Annotated in this window: 16 protein-coding genes; 3 read left to right on the top strand and 13 right to left on the bottom strand. The window is 56.0% G+C overall.

What is annotated here, in order from left to right:
* Nucleotide 1: 1 nt before the first annotated feature.
* Nucleotides 2-838 carry an alpha/beta fold hydrolase gene (locus tag AAAH10_RS11790; RefSeq protein ID WP_343563757.1) on the bottom strand — a complete coding sequence of 279 codons (837 nt, stop codon included), beginning with the start codon at nucleotides 836-838 and terminating at the stop codon, nucleotides 2-4.
* Nucleotides 804-1,412 (bottom strand): amino acid synthesis family protein, encoded by a 609-nt coding sequence (locus AAAH10_RS11785; RefSeq protein WP_343563755.1) that lies wholly within the window; start codon nucleotides 1,410-1,412, stop codon nucleotides 804-806. The genes AAAH10_RS11790 and AAAH10_RS11785 overlap by 35 nt, the downstream gene beginning before the upstream one ends.
* A gap of 109 nt (nucleotides 1,413-1,521) precedes the next feature.
* Between AAAH10_RS11785 and AAAH10_RS11780 the strand changes: the two genes are divergently transcribed.
* Both AAAH10_RS11780 and AAAH10_RS11775 read left to right on the top strand, forming a co-directional pair.
* Nucleotides 1,522-2,214 (top strand): GntR family transcriptional regulator, encoded by a 693-nt coding sequence (locus AAAH10_RS11780; protein WP_343563753.1) that lies wholly within the window; start codon nucleotides 1,522-1,524, stop codon nucleotides 2,212-2,214.
* Between the two features lie 22 nt (nucleotides 2,215-2,236).
* Nucleotides 2,237-2,527 carry a DUF1330 domain-containing protein gene (locus AAAH10_RS11775; protein ID WP_343563752.1) on the top strand — a complete coding sequence of 97 codons (291 nt, stop codon included), beginning with the start codon at nucleotides 2,237-2,239 and terminating at the stop codon, nucleotides 2,525-2,527.
* 92 nt (nucleotides 2,528-2,619) lie between these two features.
* On the opposite strand, the gene iolG is transcribed toward AAAH10_RS11775, so the two are convergent.
* The 10 genes from iolG to AAAH10_RS11725 form a co-directional block, all read right to left on the bottom strand.
* Nucleotides 2,620-3,606: an inositol 2-dehydrogenase gene (iolG, locus tag AAAH10_RS11770; RefSeq protein WP_343563751.1), complete on the bottom strand. Its 987-nt coding sequence runs from the start codon at nucleotides 3,604-3,606 to the stop codon at nucleotides 2,620-2,622.
* 75 nt (nucleotides 3,607-3,681) lie between these two features.
* Nucleotides 3,682-5,199: a CoA-acylating methylmalonate-semialdehyde dehydrogenase gene (locus tag AAAH10_RS11765; RefSeq protein WP_343563750.1), complete on the bottom strand. Its 1,518-nt coding sequence runs from the start codon at nucleotides 5,197-5,199 to the stop codon at nucleotides 3,682-3,684.
* Nucleotides 5,200-5,273: 74 nt separating this feature from the next.
* Nucleotides 5,274-6,083, bottom strand: coding sequence for a 5-deoxy-glucuronate isomerase (gene iolB / locus AAAH10_RS11760; protein ID WP_343563748.1), 810 nt, complete (start codon nucleotides 6,081-6,083; stop codon nucleotides 5,274-5,276).
* Nucleotides 6,084-6,094: 11 nt separating this feature from the next.
* Complete coding sequence (gene iolE / locus AAAH10_RS11755) at nucleotides 6,095-6,994, bottom strand: myo-inosose-2 dehydratase (protein ID WP_343563746.1); 900 nt, start codon at nucleotides 6,992-6,994, stop codon at nucleotides 6,095-6,097.
* Nucleotides 6,995-6,999: 5 nt separating this feature from the next.
* The gene (iolD, locus tag AAAH10_RS11750; protein ID WP_343563744.1) at nucleotides 7,000-8,832 is read right to left on the bottom strand and encodes a 3D-(3,5/4)-trihydroxycyclohexane-1,2-dione acylhydrolase (decyclizing); all 1,833 of its coding nucleotides are present in this window, start codon (nucleotides 8,830-8,832) and stop codon (nucleotides 7,000-7,002) included.
* A 69-nt stretch (nucleotides 8,833-8,901) separates the two neighbouring features.
* Nucleotides 8,902-10,803 (bottom strand): bifunctional 5-dehydro-2-deoxygluconokinase/5-dehydro-2-deoxyphosphogluconate aldolase, encoded by a 1,902-nt coding sequence (locus AAAH10_RS11745; protein WP_343563742.1) that lies wholly within the window; start codon nucleotides 10,801-10,803, stop codon nucleotides 8,902-8,904.
* Nucleotides 10,803-11,582: an ATP-binding cassette domain-containing protein gene (locus AAAH10_RS11740; protein ID WP_343563740.1), complete on the bottom strand. Its 780-nt coding sequence runs from the start codon at nucleotides 11,580-11,582 to the stop codon at nucleotides 10,803-10,805. The genes AAAH10_RS11745 and AAAH10_RS11740 overlap by 1 nt, the downstream gene beginning before the upstream one ends.
* Nucleotides 11,582-12,679: an ABC transporter permease gene (locus tag AAAH10_RS11735; RefSeq protein ID WP_343563738.1), complete on the bottom strand. Its 1,098-nt coding sequence runs from the start codon at nucleotides 12,677-12,679 to the stop codon at nucleotides 11,582-11,584. The genes AAAH10_RS11740 and AAAH10_RS11735 overlap by 1 nt, the downstream gene beginning before the upstream one ends.
* A gap of 80 nt (nucleotides 12,680-12,759) precedes the next feature.
* Nucleotides 12,760-13,701, bottom strand: coding sequence for a sugar ABC transporter substrate-binding protein (locus tag AAAH10_RS11730; RefSeq protein ID WP_343563736.1), 942 nt, complete (start codon nucleotides 13,699-13,701; stop codon nucleotides 12,760-12,762).
* A gap of 229 nt (nucleotides 13,702-13,930) precedes the next feature.
* A complete protein-coding gene (locus AAAH10_RS11725) occupies nucleotides 13,931-14,770 on the bottom strand; it encodes a MurR/RpiR family transcriptional regulator (RefSeq protein ID WP_343563734.1) in 840 nt (279 codons plus the stop codon).
* A 146-nt stretch (nucleotides 14,771-14,916) separates the two neighbouring features.
* Here AAAH10_RS11725 and AAAH10_RS11720 point away from each other — a divergent pair, with 146 nt between their 5' ends.
* A complete protein-coding gene (locus tag AAAH10_RS11720) occupies nucleotides 14,917-16,071 on the top strand; it encodes a Gfo/Idh/MocA family protein (protein ID WP_343563732.1) in 1,155 nt (384 codons plus the stop codon).
* Here AAAH10_RS11720 and AAAH10_RS11715 read toward each other — a convergent pair.
* Complete coding sequence (locus tag AAAH10_RS11715) at nucleotides 16,052-17,290, bottom strand: MFS transporter (RefSeq protein ID WP_343563730.1); 1,239 nt, start codon at nucleotides 17,288-17,290, stop codon at nucleotides 16,052-16,054. The two genes, AAAH10_RS11720 and AAAH10_RS11715, sit on opposite strands and share 20 nt — an antisense overlap.
* Between the last annotated feature and the right edge of the window lie 8 nt (nucleotides 17,291-17,298).

Genomic DNA, 17,298 nt, shown 5'->3' with positions numbered 1-17,298 from the left:
CTCACGCCCTCTCCATCTCCGTCTGGTCAACGGCCTCTTTCAGCCATTCGGCCATCACTGCATTCACCTGATCCGGTGCCGTCAAATTAACCATGTGCTTGTGTTCCCTGATCACACAGGCTGTTCCATTCGCAGCAGCAGAAGCCATTTCCCGGCTCATGCTTTCGGTCGAGTTCGGATCATCCTCACCAGTCAGGAACAAGGCGGGGCAGGTCACCTGCTCCCATTGATCGGCAAAGACATCGTCGCCTCTGGAAAAGGCGCTGTAGGTCACGGCATAGCCCTGCGGATCCACCGCTTCCAGCCACTCCCTGACCCGGCGTCTCGCACTTTGCTCGGCTCCGCTCTCTCCAAACCAGCGTTTGAGTGGCCCCTGGACATCCATGTCGCCCTTTGCGATCTGTAACGCTCTTTCCTCGACAGCCTTGCGTGCCTCGGGTGTACGGCGATGAACACTGTTCAACAGAGCCACACGCCGCACCCTTTCAGGAAAGGTGATCGCGAAACCTCCAGCGATCAGGGCGCCCATCGAGTGTCCGGCCAGATTGACAGCCTCGAGATCAAGAGCATCCAGAACCTCGCCAAGCCAGCGGACGAAATCACGCAGATCCGCTCCCGTCGGCAAAGGCGTGCTCCCGCCATGCCCCGGCATGTTCAAGGCAATAACCCTGTGGGTTTTTGCAAAGAAGGCAATCTGCGGTTCCCAGGCATGGGAACACATGCCGACCCCGTGCACAAACACCAGTGGCTCACCCGTTCCCTGCTCATGATAGCAGACAACCCTGAAATCCTCAGGCAGGCCGTCAGGCTTTGATAGCTGCAGGGTTTTCAACGTCATGGCCCAGTTCTTTCAAATCCTGATAACGATCACCAATCCTGTGATGAGGGCGACCTCCGATGGATGCGCCCAAAGCAACAATAATTTCATCAGGCCCGGGAGCATCGGCAACAGAAAGCTGGATCGTCAAATAGTGGGAACGACGCCCTCCGTCATTCTTGTCCATAAGCGGGATCATGACCGGCGCATCCGCTCCCCCGCGTGTATTACAAAACGCGAGATAGGACTTAGCCCCGACAGCTTCCCTGTAATGATTGCCAAAGCGCAAGGTGTGAATCAGGGCCGAAGCGTGCTCGACCTCACCGTTCACACCGACCACTGCTGACTTGCCATAGCCCTCAACAGCCTCGCCGGAACCGGCAACATCGAGGATCATTTTTGTCAGCAGTTCCCCCAGACCGGGAGCGCAGTCATGAATGCCGGGCCTGAGGTCCTCGACAAAGCCCTGCCCTGCCCACGGATTTTTGATAACAGCAAGCGCCGCGATCATGCGCAGAGGCACCTCGGCAACCTTGCCTCCCTCAATAAGGGTATCCTCAACATGCAGGAGAGTTTTACGAATTTCGGTTGGCATTCTTTTCTCGTTCATTCTCTGGAATTCAATATTATCGTAATATGGTATACCAAAATATGGAATGTCAAGCTTTCTTGATTCCTTCTCCGGGACGCGTTAGACTAAGTCCATGAATCAAGAAACAAAATCACCGCTCAAAATTGAACGCCCACCCCAGACTCTGAGAGAGATGACTCTGGAGCGCATGCGCACAGCTATCATTTCAGGTCACTTCAAATCAGGGGAGCGTCTGGTTGAGCGCCCCCTGTGTGAACAGCTCGGGGTCAGCCGGTCCGTTGTGCGTGAAACCATCCGCTATCTGGAAGCAGAAGGCCTTGTGGAAATTCTGCCAAACAAGGGTCCCATTATCGCAAGAATGGACTGGACGCTTGCGGAACAGATCTACGATATACGCTGCCTGCTGGAATCCAATGCGGCCCGCGCCTGTGCCCGACATGCTGACACCGAAACAAAGGCAAAGCTGAAAAAGGCGCTCGATGATCTGAAGAAAGCCTACTCCAACGGGGAAACCGGAAAGCTTTTCAGGGTCACAACAGCCTTTTACGAAATCATCTTTGCTTCAAGCCGTCATGATGTGGCCTGGGAAATCGTCCAGCGTCTGAACGGGCGCATCAGCAGATTGCGCGCCATGACTCTCAGCACAAGGGACAGACATGAATCCGGTTTTGCCCGCATGGAAAAAATCTACAGTGGCATTGTCAACAACGATCCCGAGGCAGCAGGCCAGGCCACAGAAGAGCACATCCGCGAAGCGGCGGAGATTGCCAAGACACTGCTGACTCAAAACGAACCCGCGCTTTAGACGCTTATCAGGGAAAGAGGAAATGGCAAAAGGATACTGGATTGGTCGTGTTGATGTGACAGACCCCGAACAGTATAAAAACTATCTGGCGACCAACGGTCCGGCCTTTGAAAAATACGGAGCAAAATTCCTTGTCAGAGGTGGGGATTTTTCCTCTCTGGAAGGAGAAAACCGTTCCAGAAATGTTGTGATCGAGTTTGAAAGCGTCGAGACCGCACTTGCCTGTTACAACTCTCCGGAATATCAGACCGCCAAGGCCCACCGCCTCCCGGCCAGCGAGGCCGACATTTTCATCATCGAAGGCTATGAATAGCGTCGCGCTTTCCTGATCTTCCAATCAAAAAAGAAGGCTGTCTTTCCCCCTCTCGGAAAGACAGCCTTTTGACATCACACTGAAAAATGTGATCAGAGAAACACGGTTTTGCCCGTTTTCATGGCCTCTTCAGCCGCATCGGCAAGAAGCAGGGCCTGCAGGCCGTCCTGCCCGTCAGGGACCGAAACGCTCTCGCCCTGAAGCAGACGGCAGAAGCTCTCCAGTTCGCGGCTGTAGGCCTCTGCGTAACGCTCCATGAAGAAATCCATCAATGGCTCATCCTGGTAGCCCGCTGCATTGGCTGTCACAACCGTTGTGGTCTTCGGATTGTCCGCCATGACCAGCCCCCTGGAGCCATGCACTTCAACGCGCTGGTCATAGCCATAGGTCGCGCGACGGGAATTGGTGATCACGGCCTGTTTGCCTGAAGCCGTTTTCAGAAGGGCACAGGCCGTATCCACATCACCGGCCTCCCCAATGGCAGGATCTGTCAGCGCTGCACCGGTCGCGCGCACTTCGCTCACCTCTTCTCCCAGAAGAAAACGCGCCATGTCCAGATCATGGATCATCATGTCACGGAACAGGCCACCGGACCGTCCGATATAATCAACAGGCGGAGCAGAAGGATCACGGGATGTGATCTGAATCAGCTCGACTTCACCGGCAGTGCCCCTGTCCAGTTCGGTCTTCACACGCTGAAAACTCGGATCAAAACGACGGTTGAAACCGACCATCAGATGAACACCGGCTTGCTCGACCACCTTCAGGCAGTCCCGGACGCGCCCTGCATCGAGATCGATCGGCTTTTCGCAGAAAATCGACTTGCCGGCACGGGCAGCCAGCTCAATCTGGTCGGCATGGAGATCAGTTGGTGTCGCAATGATCACAGCGCCGATTTCCGGATCGGCCAGAATAGCCTCGACGGATGCACGCTTTGCACCTGTAAAGGCCATGACGGCTTCGGCAGCAGCATCAACCGGATCAAAGACAGCTGCAATCTCGGCACCGGCAACAGATTGAACAGCACGCGCATGAGTGACGCCGATACGACCAGCGCCCAACAAACCAATTTTCAACATATCAAAGGCTTTCAAGGAAAGGGTTTGAGCCTCCGGTGTTCCGGAGGCTCAAAACAAACTTGGACAGAACGCGACTTAACCCAGTGTCGGCATCACGAACTGAGGATTCTCGCGCTGACCGGACGGCCAGCGGGTCGTTGTCGTTTTCAGGCGGGTATAGAAGCGGATCCCTTCCATGCCGTGCATGTGGTGATCCCCGAACAGGGAGTCCTTCCAGCCGCCAAAGGAGTGAAACGCCATCGGAACAGGAATTGGAACGTTGATACCAACCATGCCCACTTCAATGTCCTGTGCAAAGGCACGCGCCACATCGCCATCACGGGTAAAGACCGCTGTTCCGTTCGCGTAGCTGTGGCTGTGGATCAGATCAACAGCATCCTGATAGCTCTCGCGGCGGACCATGGACAGCACGGGACCAAAGATTTCATCCCTGTAGATTTCCATGTCCGGTGTCACGTGATCAAACAGGGAACCGCCGACATAATAGCCGTTCTCGTATCCCTGTCTGTCCTGCTTGAAGGAACGCCCATCGACAACCAGTTTCGCTCCGGCTGCCTCGCCGGAATCAATGTAGCCCCGCACCTTGTCCAGATGCTGCCTTGTCACCAGCGGACCCATTTCGGAAGAACGGTCCGCAGCCGGGCCAATCTTCAGCGCCTCGATTTTCGGCACCAGCTTTTCAACCAGGGCATCTGCCACAGCATCCGTCACCGGAACGGCAACAGAAATCGCCATGCAACGCTCCCCGGCAGAGCCGAAGGCCGCGCCCATCAGGGCATTTGCAGCCATATCCAGATCCGCATCCGGCATAATGATCATGTGGTTTTTCGCACCACCCAGAGCCTGGACACGTTTGCCGTTTGCCGTGCCGGTCGTATGAATGTACTTCGCGATCGGAGTGGAACCGACAAAGGAGATCGCCTTGACATCCGGGTGCTCAAGCAGGGTGTCAACGGCAAGCTTGTCGCCCTGGACAACGTTGAACACGCCTTTTGGTACACCCGCTTCACTGAGCCACTCGGCCATCAGCAGCGATGCTGAAGGATCACGCTCGGATGGCTTCAGAATGAAGGTGTTGCCACAAGCCAGCGCCACCGGGAACATCCACATGGGAACCATGCAGGGAAAGTTGAACGGTGTAATACCGGCAACAACACCCAGCGACTGACGCGTGGAAAAACTGTCAACACCCGTGCCGACACTCTCGGTGTATTCCCCTTTCAGAAGATGGGGCGCCCCAACGGCGAACTCCACAACCTCCAGACCGCGCGTCACCTCGCCAAGGGCGTCGTCGTGCGTTTTGCCGTGCTCGGAGGAAATCGCCTCTGCCAACTGGTCTGCACGCTCCTGAATAATGAACTTGAACCTGTCCAGAATACGGGCACGGCGCAACGGAGGCATCTTTGACCACTCCGGCCACGCAGCCCTGGCCGAGGCAACTGCCGCTTCCACATCGGCCGCAGCAGCCAGACGAACCTGCTTTTCAACGCCGCCTGTTGCAGGGTTGAAGACATCCTGTGTCCGGTCGGAAGAACCGGAGACGATTTCACCGTCAATGTAATGAGCAATTTCCGGAAGGGAACTGTTTGTCATTAATCTAATCCTCGTGTTTGCTCTGTTCTACGCAAAGAATTCTTTATCGCTGATAGTCCCGCAAGAAAGCCTCTTCAGGCATCCTTGCTGTCACGCTGGAAAATCCAGTCGTGATCAGGATGATTCTGGAAACGCCACTTCCGCATGGGGCCCGCCATCACATTGAGATAATACATCTCGTACCCATAGGGCGAACCACAGGGATGATGTCCCTTCGGCACCAGAACAACGTCTCCATCACTGACAGCCATTGTTTCATCCAGTTCACCATCTTCGGTGAAAACGCGCTGAAAGCCAAATCCCTGTTTCGGATTCAGGCGATGATAGTATGTTTCCTCAAGATAGGTCATCTCGGGATAGTTGTCCTCGTCATGGCGGTGCGGAGGATAGCTTGACCAGTTGCCCTGTGGCGTAAAGACCTCGGTCACCAGCAGACTGCCGGCCACATCGCTTTCTTCCATCGCAATCGGATAGATATAGCGCGTATTGCTTCCCTTGCCCCGCTCGACAAGACCGATATCCCCGAGGACACGAACAGGATAGTTTCCTCTGGCCGGAGCCGTACAGACAGCAAGCGTACAGTCGGTTGTTGCCACAGCAGACCAGTCCGTTTGTCCCGGAACATAAACACAGTGAGGAGGCGTCTTCTCGAAAACATTCAGACGCTCGCCCAGTTCACCCAGCTCCTGACCATCGGCGACGATCTCCGCCTTGCCTTCGACAAGCACCAGGATAACTTCACGATCCCCCGTGTTCTCCTGTGCCCTTTCACCCGCTTTCAGATGATAGAGGCCAAAACCGACATAGCCCCAGTTTGCACTTTCAGCAGTGATGTCATGGACCTTGCCAGACGTTCCCTTTCGTTTCACCAGAAGTTCGCTCATTTGCCCTGCCCTCAAGCCTTGTCCAGTCCTGTGGAATGCGCCATCTCCCTGAGCGCTTTCAGCCCCATGGACTGATACTCGAAGGGATTGCGCACATCCGGATCCTGCTCCGCCTCAATCACAAGCCAGCCTTCATAACCGGCCTCCGCTGCAACCTTCAGAACCGGCTCAAAGACAACAGCACCCTCTTCATCACCCGGTACAGTGAAAACACCGCGGCGGACACCTTCCAGAAAACTCAGGCCCTCGGCATAGACCTGATCCCTGATATCCTTGCGAACATTCTTGGCATGGAGGTGAGCCACACGCCCCATGTATCTCTTTGCAAGCGCCTCCGGATCAGAACCGCCAAACCAGGCGTGACCGGTATCCAGCAACAGCCAGGTGTTCGGGCCGGTCACATCCATAAAGCGGTGTATCTCTGCTTCTGTTTCGACAATGGTCCCCATGTGATGGTGATAAACCAGCTTGATGCCCTGTTCCGCACAACAGGAAGCGATAGCTTCAACACCTTCACCAAACGCATCCCAGCGGTCATCATCCAGCACAGGACTTTCAGACAAAGCCTTGCTGTCGTCGCCATGAATGGCATTTGACGTTTCGCAAACGATACAGACCTTGCAGCCCATCGCCTTGAGCAGGTCAAGATGCGGCTGGATGGATTTCCTTTCCTCTTCAACAGAGCGCGTCAGCAGGTTCAGGGAATGCCAGCCGGATACAAAACGCAGGCCATGAGGATCAAGCGCCGCTTTCAGAGCAGAAGGCTCTGTTGGCATCTTGTGCCCCTTTTCAATGCCGTCAAAGCCGATCTCGGACGCTTCTGACAGGCAGGTTTCCAAAGAGATATGGGCGCCCAGGGTTTGATCATCATCGTTCGACCAGGCGATAGGGTTTGTTCCGTAAAGGATCATGGCTGTCAGTCTCCTGCACGCTGAATCTTGCGTGCCTCTTCATAGTTCCTGCGGGCCTGCTGAACCTGTGTCCGCCCGGACACCTCCGGCACAGCAACATCCCACCAGTGACCACCGGCCTCTGTTGAAGGCAGCGGGTCGGTATCAATAACAATGGCATAGGAACGCTCGGCCTTGCGTGCGCGTTCCATTGCCGCTTCCAGTTCATCCAGGGAACCAACCTTTTCGGCCAGAGCTCCCATAGAACGGGCGTGTGCCGTAAAATCAATGTCGGACGGGATCACGTGGCGCGCGGTATCCAGCAGGTTGTTGAAGCTTTCGCCCCCGGTTGCCATCTGAAGGCGGTTGATACAGCCATATCCGCGGTTGTCGAGAATCACAGTGATGATTTTGTGCCCCAGCATGACAGAACTCGCCAGTTCGGAGTTCATCATCATGTAGGAGCCATCACCAACCATCACGACAACCTCGCGCTCCGGCAGGGCCATCTTTACGCCCAAACCGCCTGCGATCTCGTACCCCATACAGGAGAAGCCGTACTCCATGTGATAGCCGTTCGGGCGACTTGCCCGCCAGAGCTTGTGCAGCTCACCCGGCAGACCACCCGCAGCACAGACCACAATTGCATTCTCATCCAGTGATCTCTGAACAGAGCCGATCACCTGTGCATCTGTCGGCAGGGCATTGCTGTCAGCCGGCTTTGCAGTCACAGCCTCCACAGCCGCATCCCATTCGGCTTTCAGCGCGGCATCCGGTACAGGAACAGCGTGATCCCCCAGAGCCTCAGTCAGTTTTGTCAGGGCAACCTTCGCATCACTCAGAACGGCGATAGCATTGTGCTTGTGCGTGTCATAGGAGCAGACATTGATCGACAGCAGCTTGCGCGTCGGATTTTTAAACAGCCCCCAGCTTCCGGTTGTGAAATCCTGCAGGCGTGTCCCGAGAGCAATGATCAGGTCTGCTTTTTCCGCAACAGCATTTGCAGAAGAAGCCCCGGTCACTCCGATGGACCCCAGATTAAGACTGTCATCCCAGGCAAGCGAAGACTTGCCCGCCTGCGTTTCTGCCACCGGAATGCCATGCCTGTGGGCAAAGTCCTTCAGGGCCCCCTCTGCACCGGAGTAGAGAACACCACCACCGGCAACAATCAGCGGATTTCTGGCTGCCCTGATGGCAGCAACAGCAGCTTCAAGCTCCAGCGGATCAGGCTGCACACGGCGCAGGGGCCAGACCTTTGGCTCGAAGAAGCTGACAGGCCAGTCATAGGCTTCCGCCTGGACGTCCTGACAGAACGCCAGTGTTACCGGCCCGCAATCGGCAGGATCGCGAAGGGTCGCCATGGCACGCGGCAAAGCTGTCAGGAGCTGCTCCGGACGCATAATGCGGTCAAAATAGCGGCTGACAGGCTTGAAGCAATCGTTCGCGGAAATGGTGCCATCCCCGAAATCCTCAACCTGCTGGAGCACGGGATCGGGCGCACGGTTTGCAAAGACATCCCCCGGGATCAGCAGAACCGGAAGGCGATTGACATGGGCAAGCGCTGCGGCCGTGACCATGTTGACCGCTCCCGGTCCAATTGATGTCGTGACAGCCATGGCACGGTTGCGGTTGTGCGCCTTGGCATAGGCAATGGCTGCATGGGCCATACTTTGCTCGTTGTGCCCGCGCCAGGTCGGCAGGTCATCACCGGCCGCATGAAGTGCCTCCCCCAGACCGGCAACATTGCCGTGTCCGAAAATGGCCCAGCAGCCTCCGAAGAAAGCTTCGCCCTCCCCGTTCTGCTGATTGGCGAGATAACGCACCATAGCCTGTGCTGCAGTGAGTCGAATGGTTTTCATAACAGCGGTTCCTGTTTCCATCGTCTTTATCAAGAAACACCGGGGCCTTTGACAGCCCGGTTTTCATCGTTAGCCTTGAGCACCGTGAACGCTGTCCCAAACCTGACAGAGTTCACTGTATTTGTCTGCCATCTGCCGAACGGCTGTTGCATCGTCGATTTGACCGGCAAACCACTCACGCGCCACATCACCAAAGATGGTACGCCCGATCGCAAAGCCTTTCACCAGCGGAAAGTCCGCCGCAAGCCTGAAGGACGCCTGCAATTCGGCACTAGGTGCATCCAGCCCCAGCACAACGATACCACGGCAATGCGGATCGTTCTGCTGAACGGCCTCACAGGATTTTGCCCAGGCTGCAGTTGTTTTCATCGGCTCCAGCTTCCACCAGTCCGGATAGACCCCCAGATCATAGAAACGCCGGATGATTCGCGCAGTGGTCTCATCGTCGCACTCCGCAACCTTGGACGGAATAACCTCCAGCAGGAATTCCAGACGGTTCGCACGCGCAGCCCGAGCCAGACGACACACGGTCTCTTCCTGTCTGAGCCGCATGTCCTCCGGATCGTCCGGATGATAGAAACACAGCACCTTGACGACATGCTCCAGCGGCCAGTCGCTCAGAGCCGATCCGTAATCATCACCGATTTCAAGCTTCAGTGGACGGGTTCCGGGATCTTCAACAGGGCGGCCAATCCAGAGCCCCTGTCCGGCAGCGGCATGAAGCGCATCCTCACCCAGACGATTGTCGCACAGCAGGCCGAAGCCGTCCTCGCCTTTGGAAACATCCAGCGCCGCTTCGAGGCAAAGCTTCTTGAAATCCCCGATGCGCTGGTGCGGCGCCCCTGCTGCATCAGCAATGTCTTCCAGCTGGGAACGATGATCAAAGGCAAAGACCTTCATGTTCGGCCACTCACCCGTGCGGGTTGTCGACCAGTGCAGCTGCTCCAGTTCCCCATCGTGACGCACGGAAGGATTTTTCACTCCCCGCTTCAGGAAGAACTGCAGCTCTTCCCAGCTTGGATAGGCCGGTGTACAGCCATGCCGGGACACGGCAAAGGCCCCGCAGGCATTGGCAAAGGTCAGGCTGGTTTTCCAGTCCTCATCCCTCAGCCAGCCTCTCAGCAAACCGGACATGAAACCGTCACCGGCCCCCAGAACATTGAACACTTCAACAGGAAAACCCGGTCCGGAGATACCGTCACCCAGATGGCTGCCGATTTCATCCGTAAAGGCAACCGCACCCATCGGTCCGCGCTTGCACACAAGTGTAGCGGACGAGAGTGTGCGAACCACCTTCAGGGCAGCCAGGGTATCCGTGCTTCCCCCTGCAATATGGAATTCTTCCTCGGTCCCGACAATCAGATCAAAAAGCCCAAGCGTTTCCTGCAGGGAAGCCGTTACCCGATCGGACTCGATGAAGCGGTTCTCACCGTCACCATGACCGGAAAGCCCCCAGAGGTTTGGCCGGTAATCAATATCAAGCGCTGTTTTCGCGCCGTTTTCACGCGCCAGTTTCAAGGCCTTGATGGTCGCCGCGCGCGTATCGGGGTGGGACAGATGTGTTCCTGTTGCAACAACGCAACCGGCCTCTGCGATAAAGTCAGGATCAATGTCCTCTTCGCAGATCGCCATGTCCGCACAGTTCTCCCGATAGAAAATAAGCGGGAACTGTTCCTTGTCGCGGATCCCCAGCAGGACCAGAGCCGTCAGTCGCTCGGGATCTGTTTTGACACCGCGGACATCAACGCCCTCGGCCTGGAGCTGCTCGCGGACAAAACGTCCCATATGCTCGTCACCCACCCGGGTAATCAACGCAGACTTCAGGCCCAGCCGGGCAGTTCCCGCAGCAATGTTCGTCGGAGATCCGCCAATGTACTTGTTGAAAGACGCCATATCTTCCAGACGGCCACCAACCTGCGCACCATAGAGATCAACGCTGGATCGGCCGATCGTAATCACATCAAGCGTCATTAAATGGTTCCTCCCAGGGAGCTTTCCAGTTCAGCCAGTTCCTGACCGCCGGCCATCAGATCCTGCAATTCCTCCGGCTGGATTTCACCCTTGGCAGCCGTTCCCAGCGTCTTGCCGCGGTTCAGAACAGTAAAGCGATCACCAACAGCCATCGCATGGCGCACGTTGTGCGTAATAAAGACAACGCCGATACCGGACTTGCGCACCCGGTCAATCGTCGCCAGCACATTGGACGTCTGGCGCACACCCAGTGCGGACGTCGGCTCATCCAGAATCAGAACCTTCGCACCGAAATAGACCGCGCGGGCGATCGCAACAGTCTGGCGTTCGCCACCCGACAGCGTTCCGACAGCCTGATCCGGTTCACGCAGGTTGATCCCCATCTTTTTCATCTCGTCCATCGTGACCTGATTGGCCTTTTCAAAGTCGATGGATTTGAAGGGACCAAATCCCTTTTCAGGTTCACGCCCCATCCAGAAGTTGCGGGTCACAGACATCAGCGGGATCATGGCCAGATCCTGATAGACGGTTGCAATCCCGGCTTCCATCGCATCACGGGGGCTTTCAAAGACAGCATCCTCACCACTCACGCGCATCAGGCCCGAGGTTGGCTTGTGCACACCGGCCATGGTTTTGATAAAGGTGGACTTGCCCGCCCCATTGTCGCCCAGCAGGCAGTGGCATTCACCCGGCATGACGTTGAAGGAAACACCACCCAGCGCAATCACTGCGCCGAAATGCTTTTCAATATCAATCATTTCAATCAGCGGCGTGGTCATCAGCGCTCTCCTGTAATCAGACGACGGATGTAGGTGTTCATGATCACAGCAAGGATCAGGATGGTTCCCAGGAAGACGCGGAAGAGAGAGCTTTCCGCCCCGGCAAAGAACAGCCCCTGCTGAACAACCCCAAAGATCAGCGCACCAAGTGCAGCACCAACAACAGAGCCATACCCGCCTGTCAGAAGGGCTCCGCCAATCACCACACAGATAATCGCCTCGAATTCCTTCAGCAGGCCGCGGTCTGCTGCGGCAGAACCAAACTCGATCACCTGACAAACGGCAAAGACAGTCGCGCAGAAAGCAGTGAACATGAACATCAGGATTTTGACGCGATTGACCGGAACGCCCACATACCGTGCCGCCTGGGTGTTGCCACCAGCTGCATAGATCCAGTTGCCAAACTTCGTTTTGGTCAGCAGCCAGTGCCCGAAGATGACAAGAACAATGGCCCAGACCACCAGCATCGGAACCCCTTCAACAACAGGCTGCCCCAGACGCTTGCCGCGTGTGTAGGCTTCCAGCAGACCAATGTCTGCAAACCACTGGAACAGATCCGTGAAGATCACACCACCAAAGAGGAATGCCAGCGCATCCCCTTCAGCCACATCCTTCACGCCGCCAATAATGGTTTGACGGGTTGTCAGGATCGACAGCCAGATGGTCAGTCCGCGCAGAATATAGAGAAAGGCAAGTGTTACAATAAAGCTCGGAAGCCCTGTCTTGATCACCAGAAAACCGTTCAGGGCCCCCAGTGCAAGACAGAGAATGAAAACAAGAATGATCGAGAACCAGACCGGCAGACCGAACTGAACGGACAGAATTGCCAGAATGACGCCGGCAAAACCGATCATGGAACCAACAGAGAGATCGAATTCTCCCGCGATCATCAAAAGACAGGCCCCAACAGCAATAATCGCAAACTGGGCAGAAACCACGCCCCAGTTCTGCACACCTTCCGGTGCGAACATACCGCTGTCACCAGCAATCATCAGGAAGAAAACAAAAACCAGAATGGTGCCGCAGATCGCCCCGAGTTCCGGCCGAATCATGGCGCGCCGAAAACCCGAGACCTGCTTGAGCCGCTCGTCAGACATGGGATCACTCTTATTCAAGAAAAACCTAAAAGAGAAGGCGGGGCCTCAATCGCCCCGCCCAACCAGGAAGAAATCAGCGCCTAGCGGTATTCACCAGCGTATTTCTCGACAAAGGAAATGCTGTCCTTTGTGATGAAGCCCGGACCGGAGTTCATGTGACCGGATGGCAGAACGCCGTAACGTGCATAGTTGGTCAGCACAACAACTGGCATGTAGCCCTGCAGATAAGGCTGCTGGTCAATGGCAAAGTTGATGTCCCCGGCCTTGATGCCGTCGGCGATTTCACCGGACAGATCGAAGGTACCAAAGAAGATTTCACCGTTCAGACCGGCATCTTTCAAAGCCGCCAGTGTCGGGTGTGCAGAGGTCGGACCCAGTGTCAGGACTGCACCTGTATCGGGGTTGCTGGACAGATAGGCCGCAACCTTGTTCTGAATTTCGGACGGATCCTGACCGGCATCAATCATCTGGTCACCCAGATCTGTACCGATGGCCTCGGCAAAACCGCGGCAACGCTCAACAGAAGCAGGGTTTGTGATGTAGTGATTGACGCAAAGGAAGGACGTCACACCAGCCGCCGCAGCCTTCTTGCCCGCCCCATAGCCGGCATCGTATTCGGGCTGACCAACGTGCATCAGGGCGCCAAGCTTCTCGGACTGCTCCTGTGTGCCGGAGTTGATGGTGATCACGGGAATACCCTTGTCGACAGCATCAGCGATCGGGCCTTCCAGCACGTTGTAGTCCGCGATGGTGACAATAATGCCATCAGGATTGGTCGCTGCAGCCTGCTGAACAATACGCGCCATATCCGCAAGGTCGCCGGTCGGCGGATTGCGATACTCAACATCAGCGCCCATCTGATCACCGGCAACCTGGATCGCATTCTTGATGGTGTTCCACCAGGAATCAGAATCAGGTGCGTGGCTGATCAGAACGATTTTTTCGTCTGCAGCCTGTGCAGACATGCCGAAACCGCCCACAGCAAGAGCGGCTACAGCCAATGAGCCAAGAAATTTTTTCACAGTTAAGTCTCCCTATTGAGGCCCTGCCCTTTCGACAGGAAATTCATTGCCTGCTGTTATGTCCTGCAGGTCGATGAAATGGATCACTGAGGATCATCCGGCCCCACCCTCCCCTGCAACAGGGGCAACAGAATGTGACGCCATATTCCGAAAAACAGCGATGCAGAATTTTTATTCCATTTTTGACTGAAAGCAACCCTCTTTTTGAACTTTCTGGCAAGCCGGAAAGTCAGCTTTCCCGAAGCGCTTGTTTTTCCTTGCTTTCCCTGGCGGCTCCAACCGCAACAGACAGAGCCACAGCCAGCGAAATCGTTGCCGCGAGTCCACGAAAGGCCCCGACATCAACCTCGGAAACACTCAGTGGAACAACATCAAGACGGCGCAGGGGACTCGTCAGACTGTCCGTAATGGCAATGACCTGATTCCCCATTCCACGCGCATAGGCAGCCAGATCAATCGTCTCCTGGGAATAGGGTGAAAAGGTAATGGCAATCACCACATCTCCCTTGCGCATGGCATGCCGTGGGTTCAGCTTTCCAACGCCATCGTGCAGAATGGCTGAAACATCCATCTTTTCAAAGGAATAGGCCAGATAACTGGCAACAGGAAAAGCCCGTCTGAACCCGATCAGGTGGATCATTGGCGCTTCTGCCAGAACCTCGACGGCACGGCCGAAACTCTCGGGATCAATCGTTGCTGTCAGGTTTTCCAGCGACTGCCGGCCAGCCTCGATAAACTCGGCCAGCAAGGCTGTGGGATGATCGCTGCGGGCCTCCTTGAGATTGTGGAGGCGACTCGCATAATCAGGCCACCCACCGGAATAGTTTTCACGAAAGAGCTTTTGCATTTCGCTGTAACCGGAAAACCCCAGCAACTGGCAAAACCGCATCACCGCCGAAGGCTGAATCCCGGCTCCCTGGGCGAGATCGGCAACAGTGGAAAAGGCAATACGTTCCGAGTTTCCATGAATGAAATCAGCGCATTGCTTCATACGCTTAGGCAAATCCCCTCCAACAGCGATCAGACGCTCGTTGAAGTCCTCCACAGTTTCCGGCGCGGAATCAAACATCTCGTTCCCAACCCAAAGTCTCGTTGTGCATCCCCCACCTTATAAAAAGCCACCGCAATCAGGTCACGTTCAAAGAGGGTCTATTGCAGTTTTTCGCAAAACAGAATAAATATTCTATTTTCGAAAACCGACAGGGTCCAGTTCTAATGTCAGAAACGACAAAACAATCTTCAAAAACCTTGGGCATCGGCCTGATTGGAACAGGTTTCATGGGCAAGACACACGCCCTTGCTTACAGAACAGCCAAAGCTGTCATGGGCGAAGGTGTTCCGGATATCAAACTGGCTCTTCTCTGTGACACGCCTGCAGACCAGGCTGAACGCATGGCAAACCAGCTTGGCTTTGAAAAGGCAACAGACCGCTGGCAGGATCTGGTCAGCAGCCCGGATGTTGATGTCGTTTCCATCACGACCCCCAACAAGTTTCACTTTGAAATGGCTCTGGAAGCCATCAGGGCCGGAAAGCACGTCTATTGCGAGAAACCCCTGGCCCTCACACTGGAACAGGCCCTTGAAATGAAGAACGCCGCTGAAAAAGCAGGCGTTCGCACGATGGTTGGCTACAACTACATCAAGAATCCGATCTTTGCGCATGCCTGTCAGTTGATAGGAGCGGGCGCCATCGGACGCATTGTTCACTTCCGCGGCTGGGTTGATGAGGACTACCAGGCCAATCCGGACCTGCACTGGACCTGGCGCAGCACACTGGCAGATGCAGGTCTTGGAACACTGGGCGATCTCGGTTGTCACCTTGTGTCGATGGCCTGCGGGCTTGTCGGCCCTGTTGAAAGCCTGATCGCGGAGATGCAAACCGTCCATGAAACCCGTCCGTTGCCAGACGGCTCCGGCAAGGCGGCCGTCGAGAACGAGGACACGGCAACAGCTCTCATCCGTTTCGAAAGCGGCGTTCACGGCAGTCTTTCCACATCCCGCTCAGCCTGGGGACGCAAGAACAGGCTGGCCTGGGAGGTTCACGGCACCAAAGGCATGATCTGCTTTGATCAGGAACGCATGAACGAGCTGCAGCTTTACCAGAATGAAGGACCTGTTTCCGAGCAGGGTTTCAAAACCATTCTGGCGGGGCCGGCCCATGCGCCATACGGAAATTTCTGTCCCGCACCCGGGCACCAGCTGGGTTTCAACGACCTCAAGGTCATCGAAGCTGCCACATTCCTGACAGCCATTGCCGAAGATCGGGAGGCCTCGCCAAACTTTGCGGATGCCTACGCATTTGAAAAGGTCATCCATGCTGTTGCACAGTCTGCACGGACGGAAAAACGCATCAGGCTGAGTGATCTCTGACACCGGAGTTTTTCGGGGCTGGTTTGCCCAGCCCCAGAAGCCCCGCGACGGGCCCCAAAGCCAGAACGACGATCACAACAGGCCAACCCTGCTGCTCTGCCAGCACAGGGACAATCTGCACGGACACAATTGTAATTCCAAACCCGATTGCAGTCTGCAGTGTCAGAAGTGATCCGGAAACCTCTGCCGGTGCAGCCTCGGCAACCATTGCAGAAAAAAGCGGAGAGTCCGGAATAACAAACAGCCCCCATCCCAGTATCAGCAGGATCGTCACGCCCTGCAGCCAGATGGTCCATCCCTGCTCACCCGCTGCCGAAATCGCCAGGGCACAGAGCAATGCAGACGCTCCGCTCCCCATGAGCATCCAGCGGGCGACCCGGTCCTTGCCCAGCCTGTCAGCCAGCAACCCGAAAGGGAAACAGGCCAGTCCGCCCAGCCCCATGGCCACAAAGGTCAGAAGCGCGGCAAAGGAACTCTCCTCACCCGAAGCCACGGCCTGAGCCAGACCAGACCCTGTCAGGATCAGGGGCACCCAGGCCCAGAAGGCATAAAGCTCCCACATATGTCCGAAATAGCCAAGATAGGCGCGCCGCAATTCCCGGTCCGTAAAGGTCAGCCTCAGGGCAGAAGCCGAAAACCGGGCAGCACGGACCAGCCTCATCTCCGGCATCAGGAGGCCAATTATCGCTCCGGCAGCAGCAAGGCCGGTCGTCACGACCAGCAAAAGGCTCCAGTCCTGAAACCTGAAAAGGGCCACCAGATGAGGCATGGCTGACCCAAACACCAGCGCCCCGACAAGCAGGCTGGCCAGAAGTCCCCTGCGATGCGGCGCAAAGCTCATCGCCATTTTTAGCCCGACCGGATAAACACCCGCAAGGGCAGCCCCGACCAGCAAGCGGGAAAGCGTCGCCCACACGCCGTCTGCCGGAAAAACAAGCAAACCCAGATTGGCAAAAGCCGCCAGAAAGGCAGAGCTGGCAAAAAGCCGACGCGGATCCAGACGATCCGGCAAACCAGTAAAGGCCAGAACCAGAGCTCCCAGAACAAAGCCCGCCTGCGTCGCCGTTGCCAGATGGGACAGGGATGACAGAAGCAGCCCCTGCTCCACAGCCAGTTCCGGCAGGATTGCAGAGGAGGAAAACCAGACACTCAGGGCAAAAACCTGTGCGGCAATCAAACCGGTAAGAGGCAAAAAAGCTGTAGAGGATGACTTTTCCATCACGACCC

The organism is Carbonatibacter coralli (assembly GCF_039592655.1).
Taxonomy (GTDB): Bacteria; Pseudomonadota; Alphaproteobacteria; order Kiloniellales; family Kiloniellaceae; genus Carbonatibacter; species Carbonatibacter coralli.
Note: the sequence above shows the minus strand (reverse complement) of the source record. Positions and strands in the feature narration are given on the sequence as shown.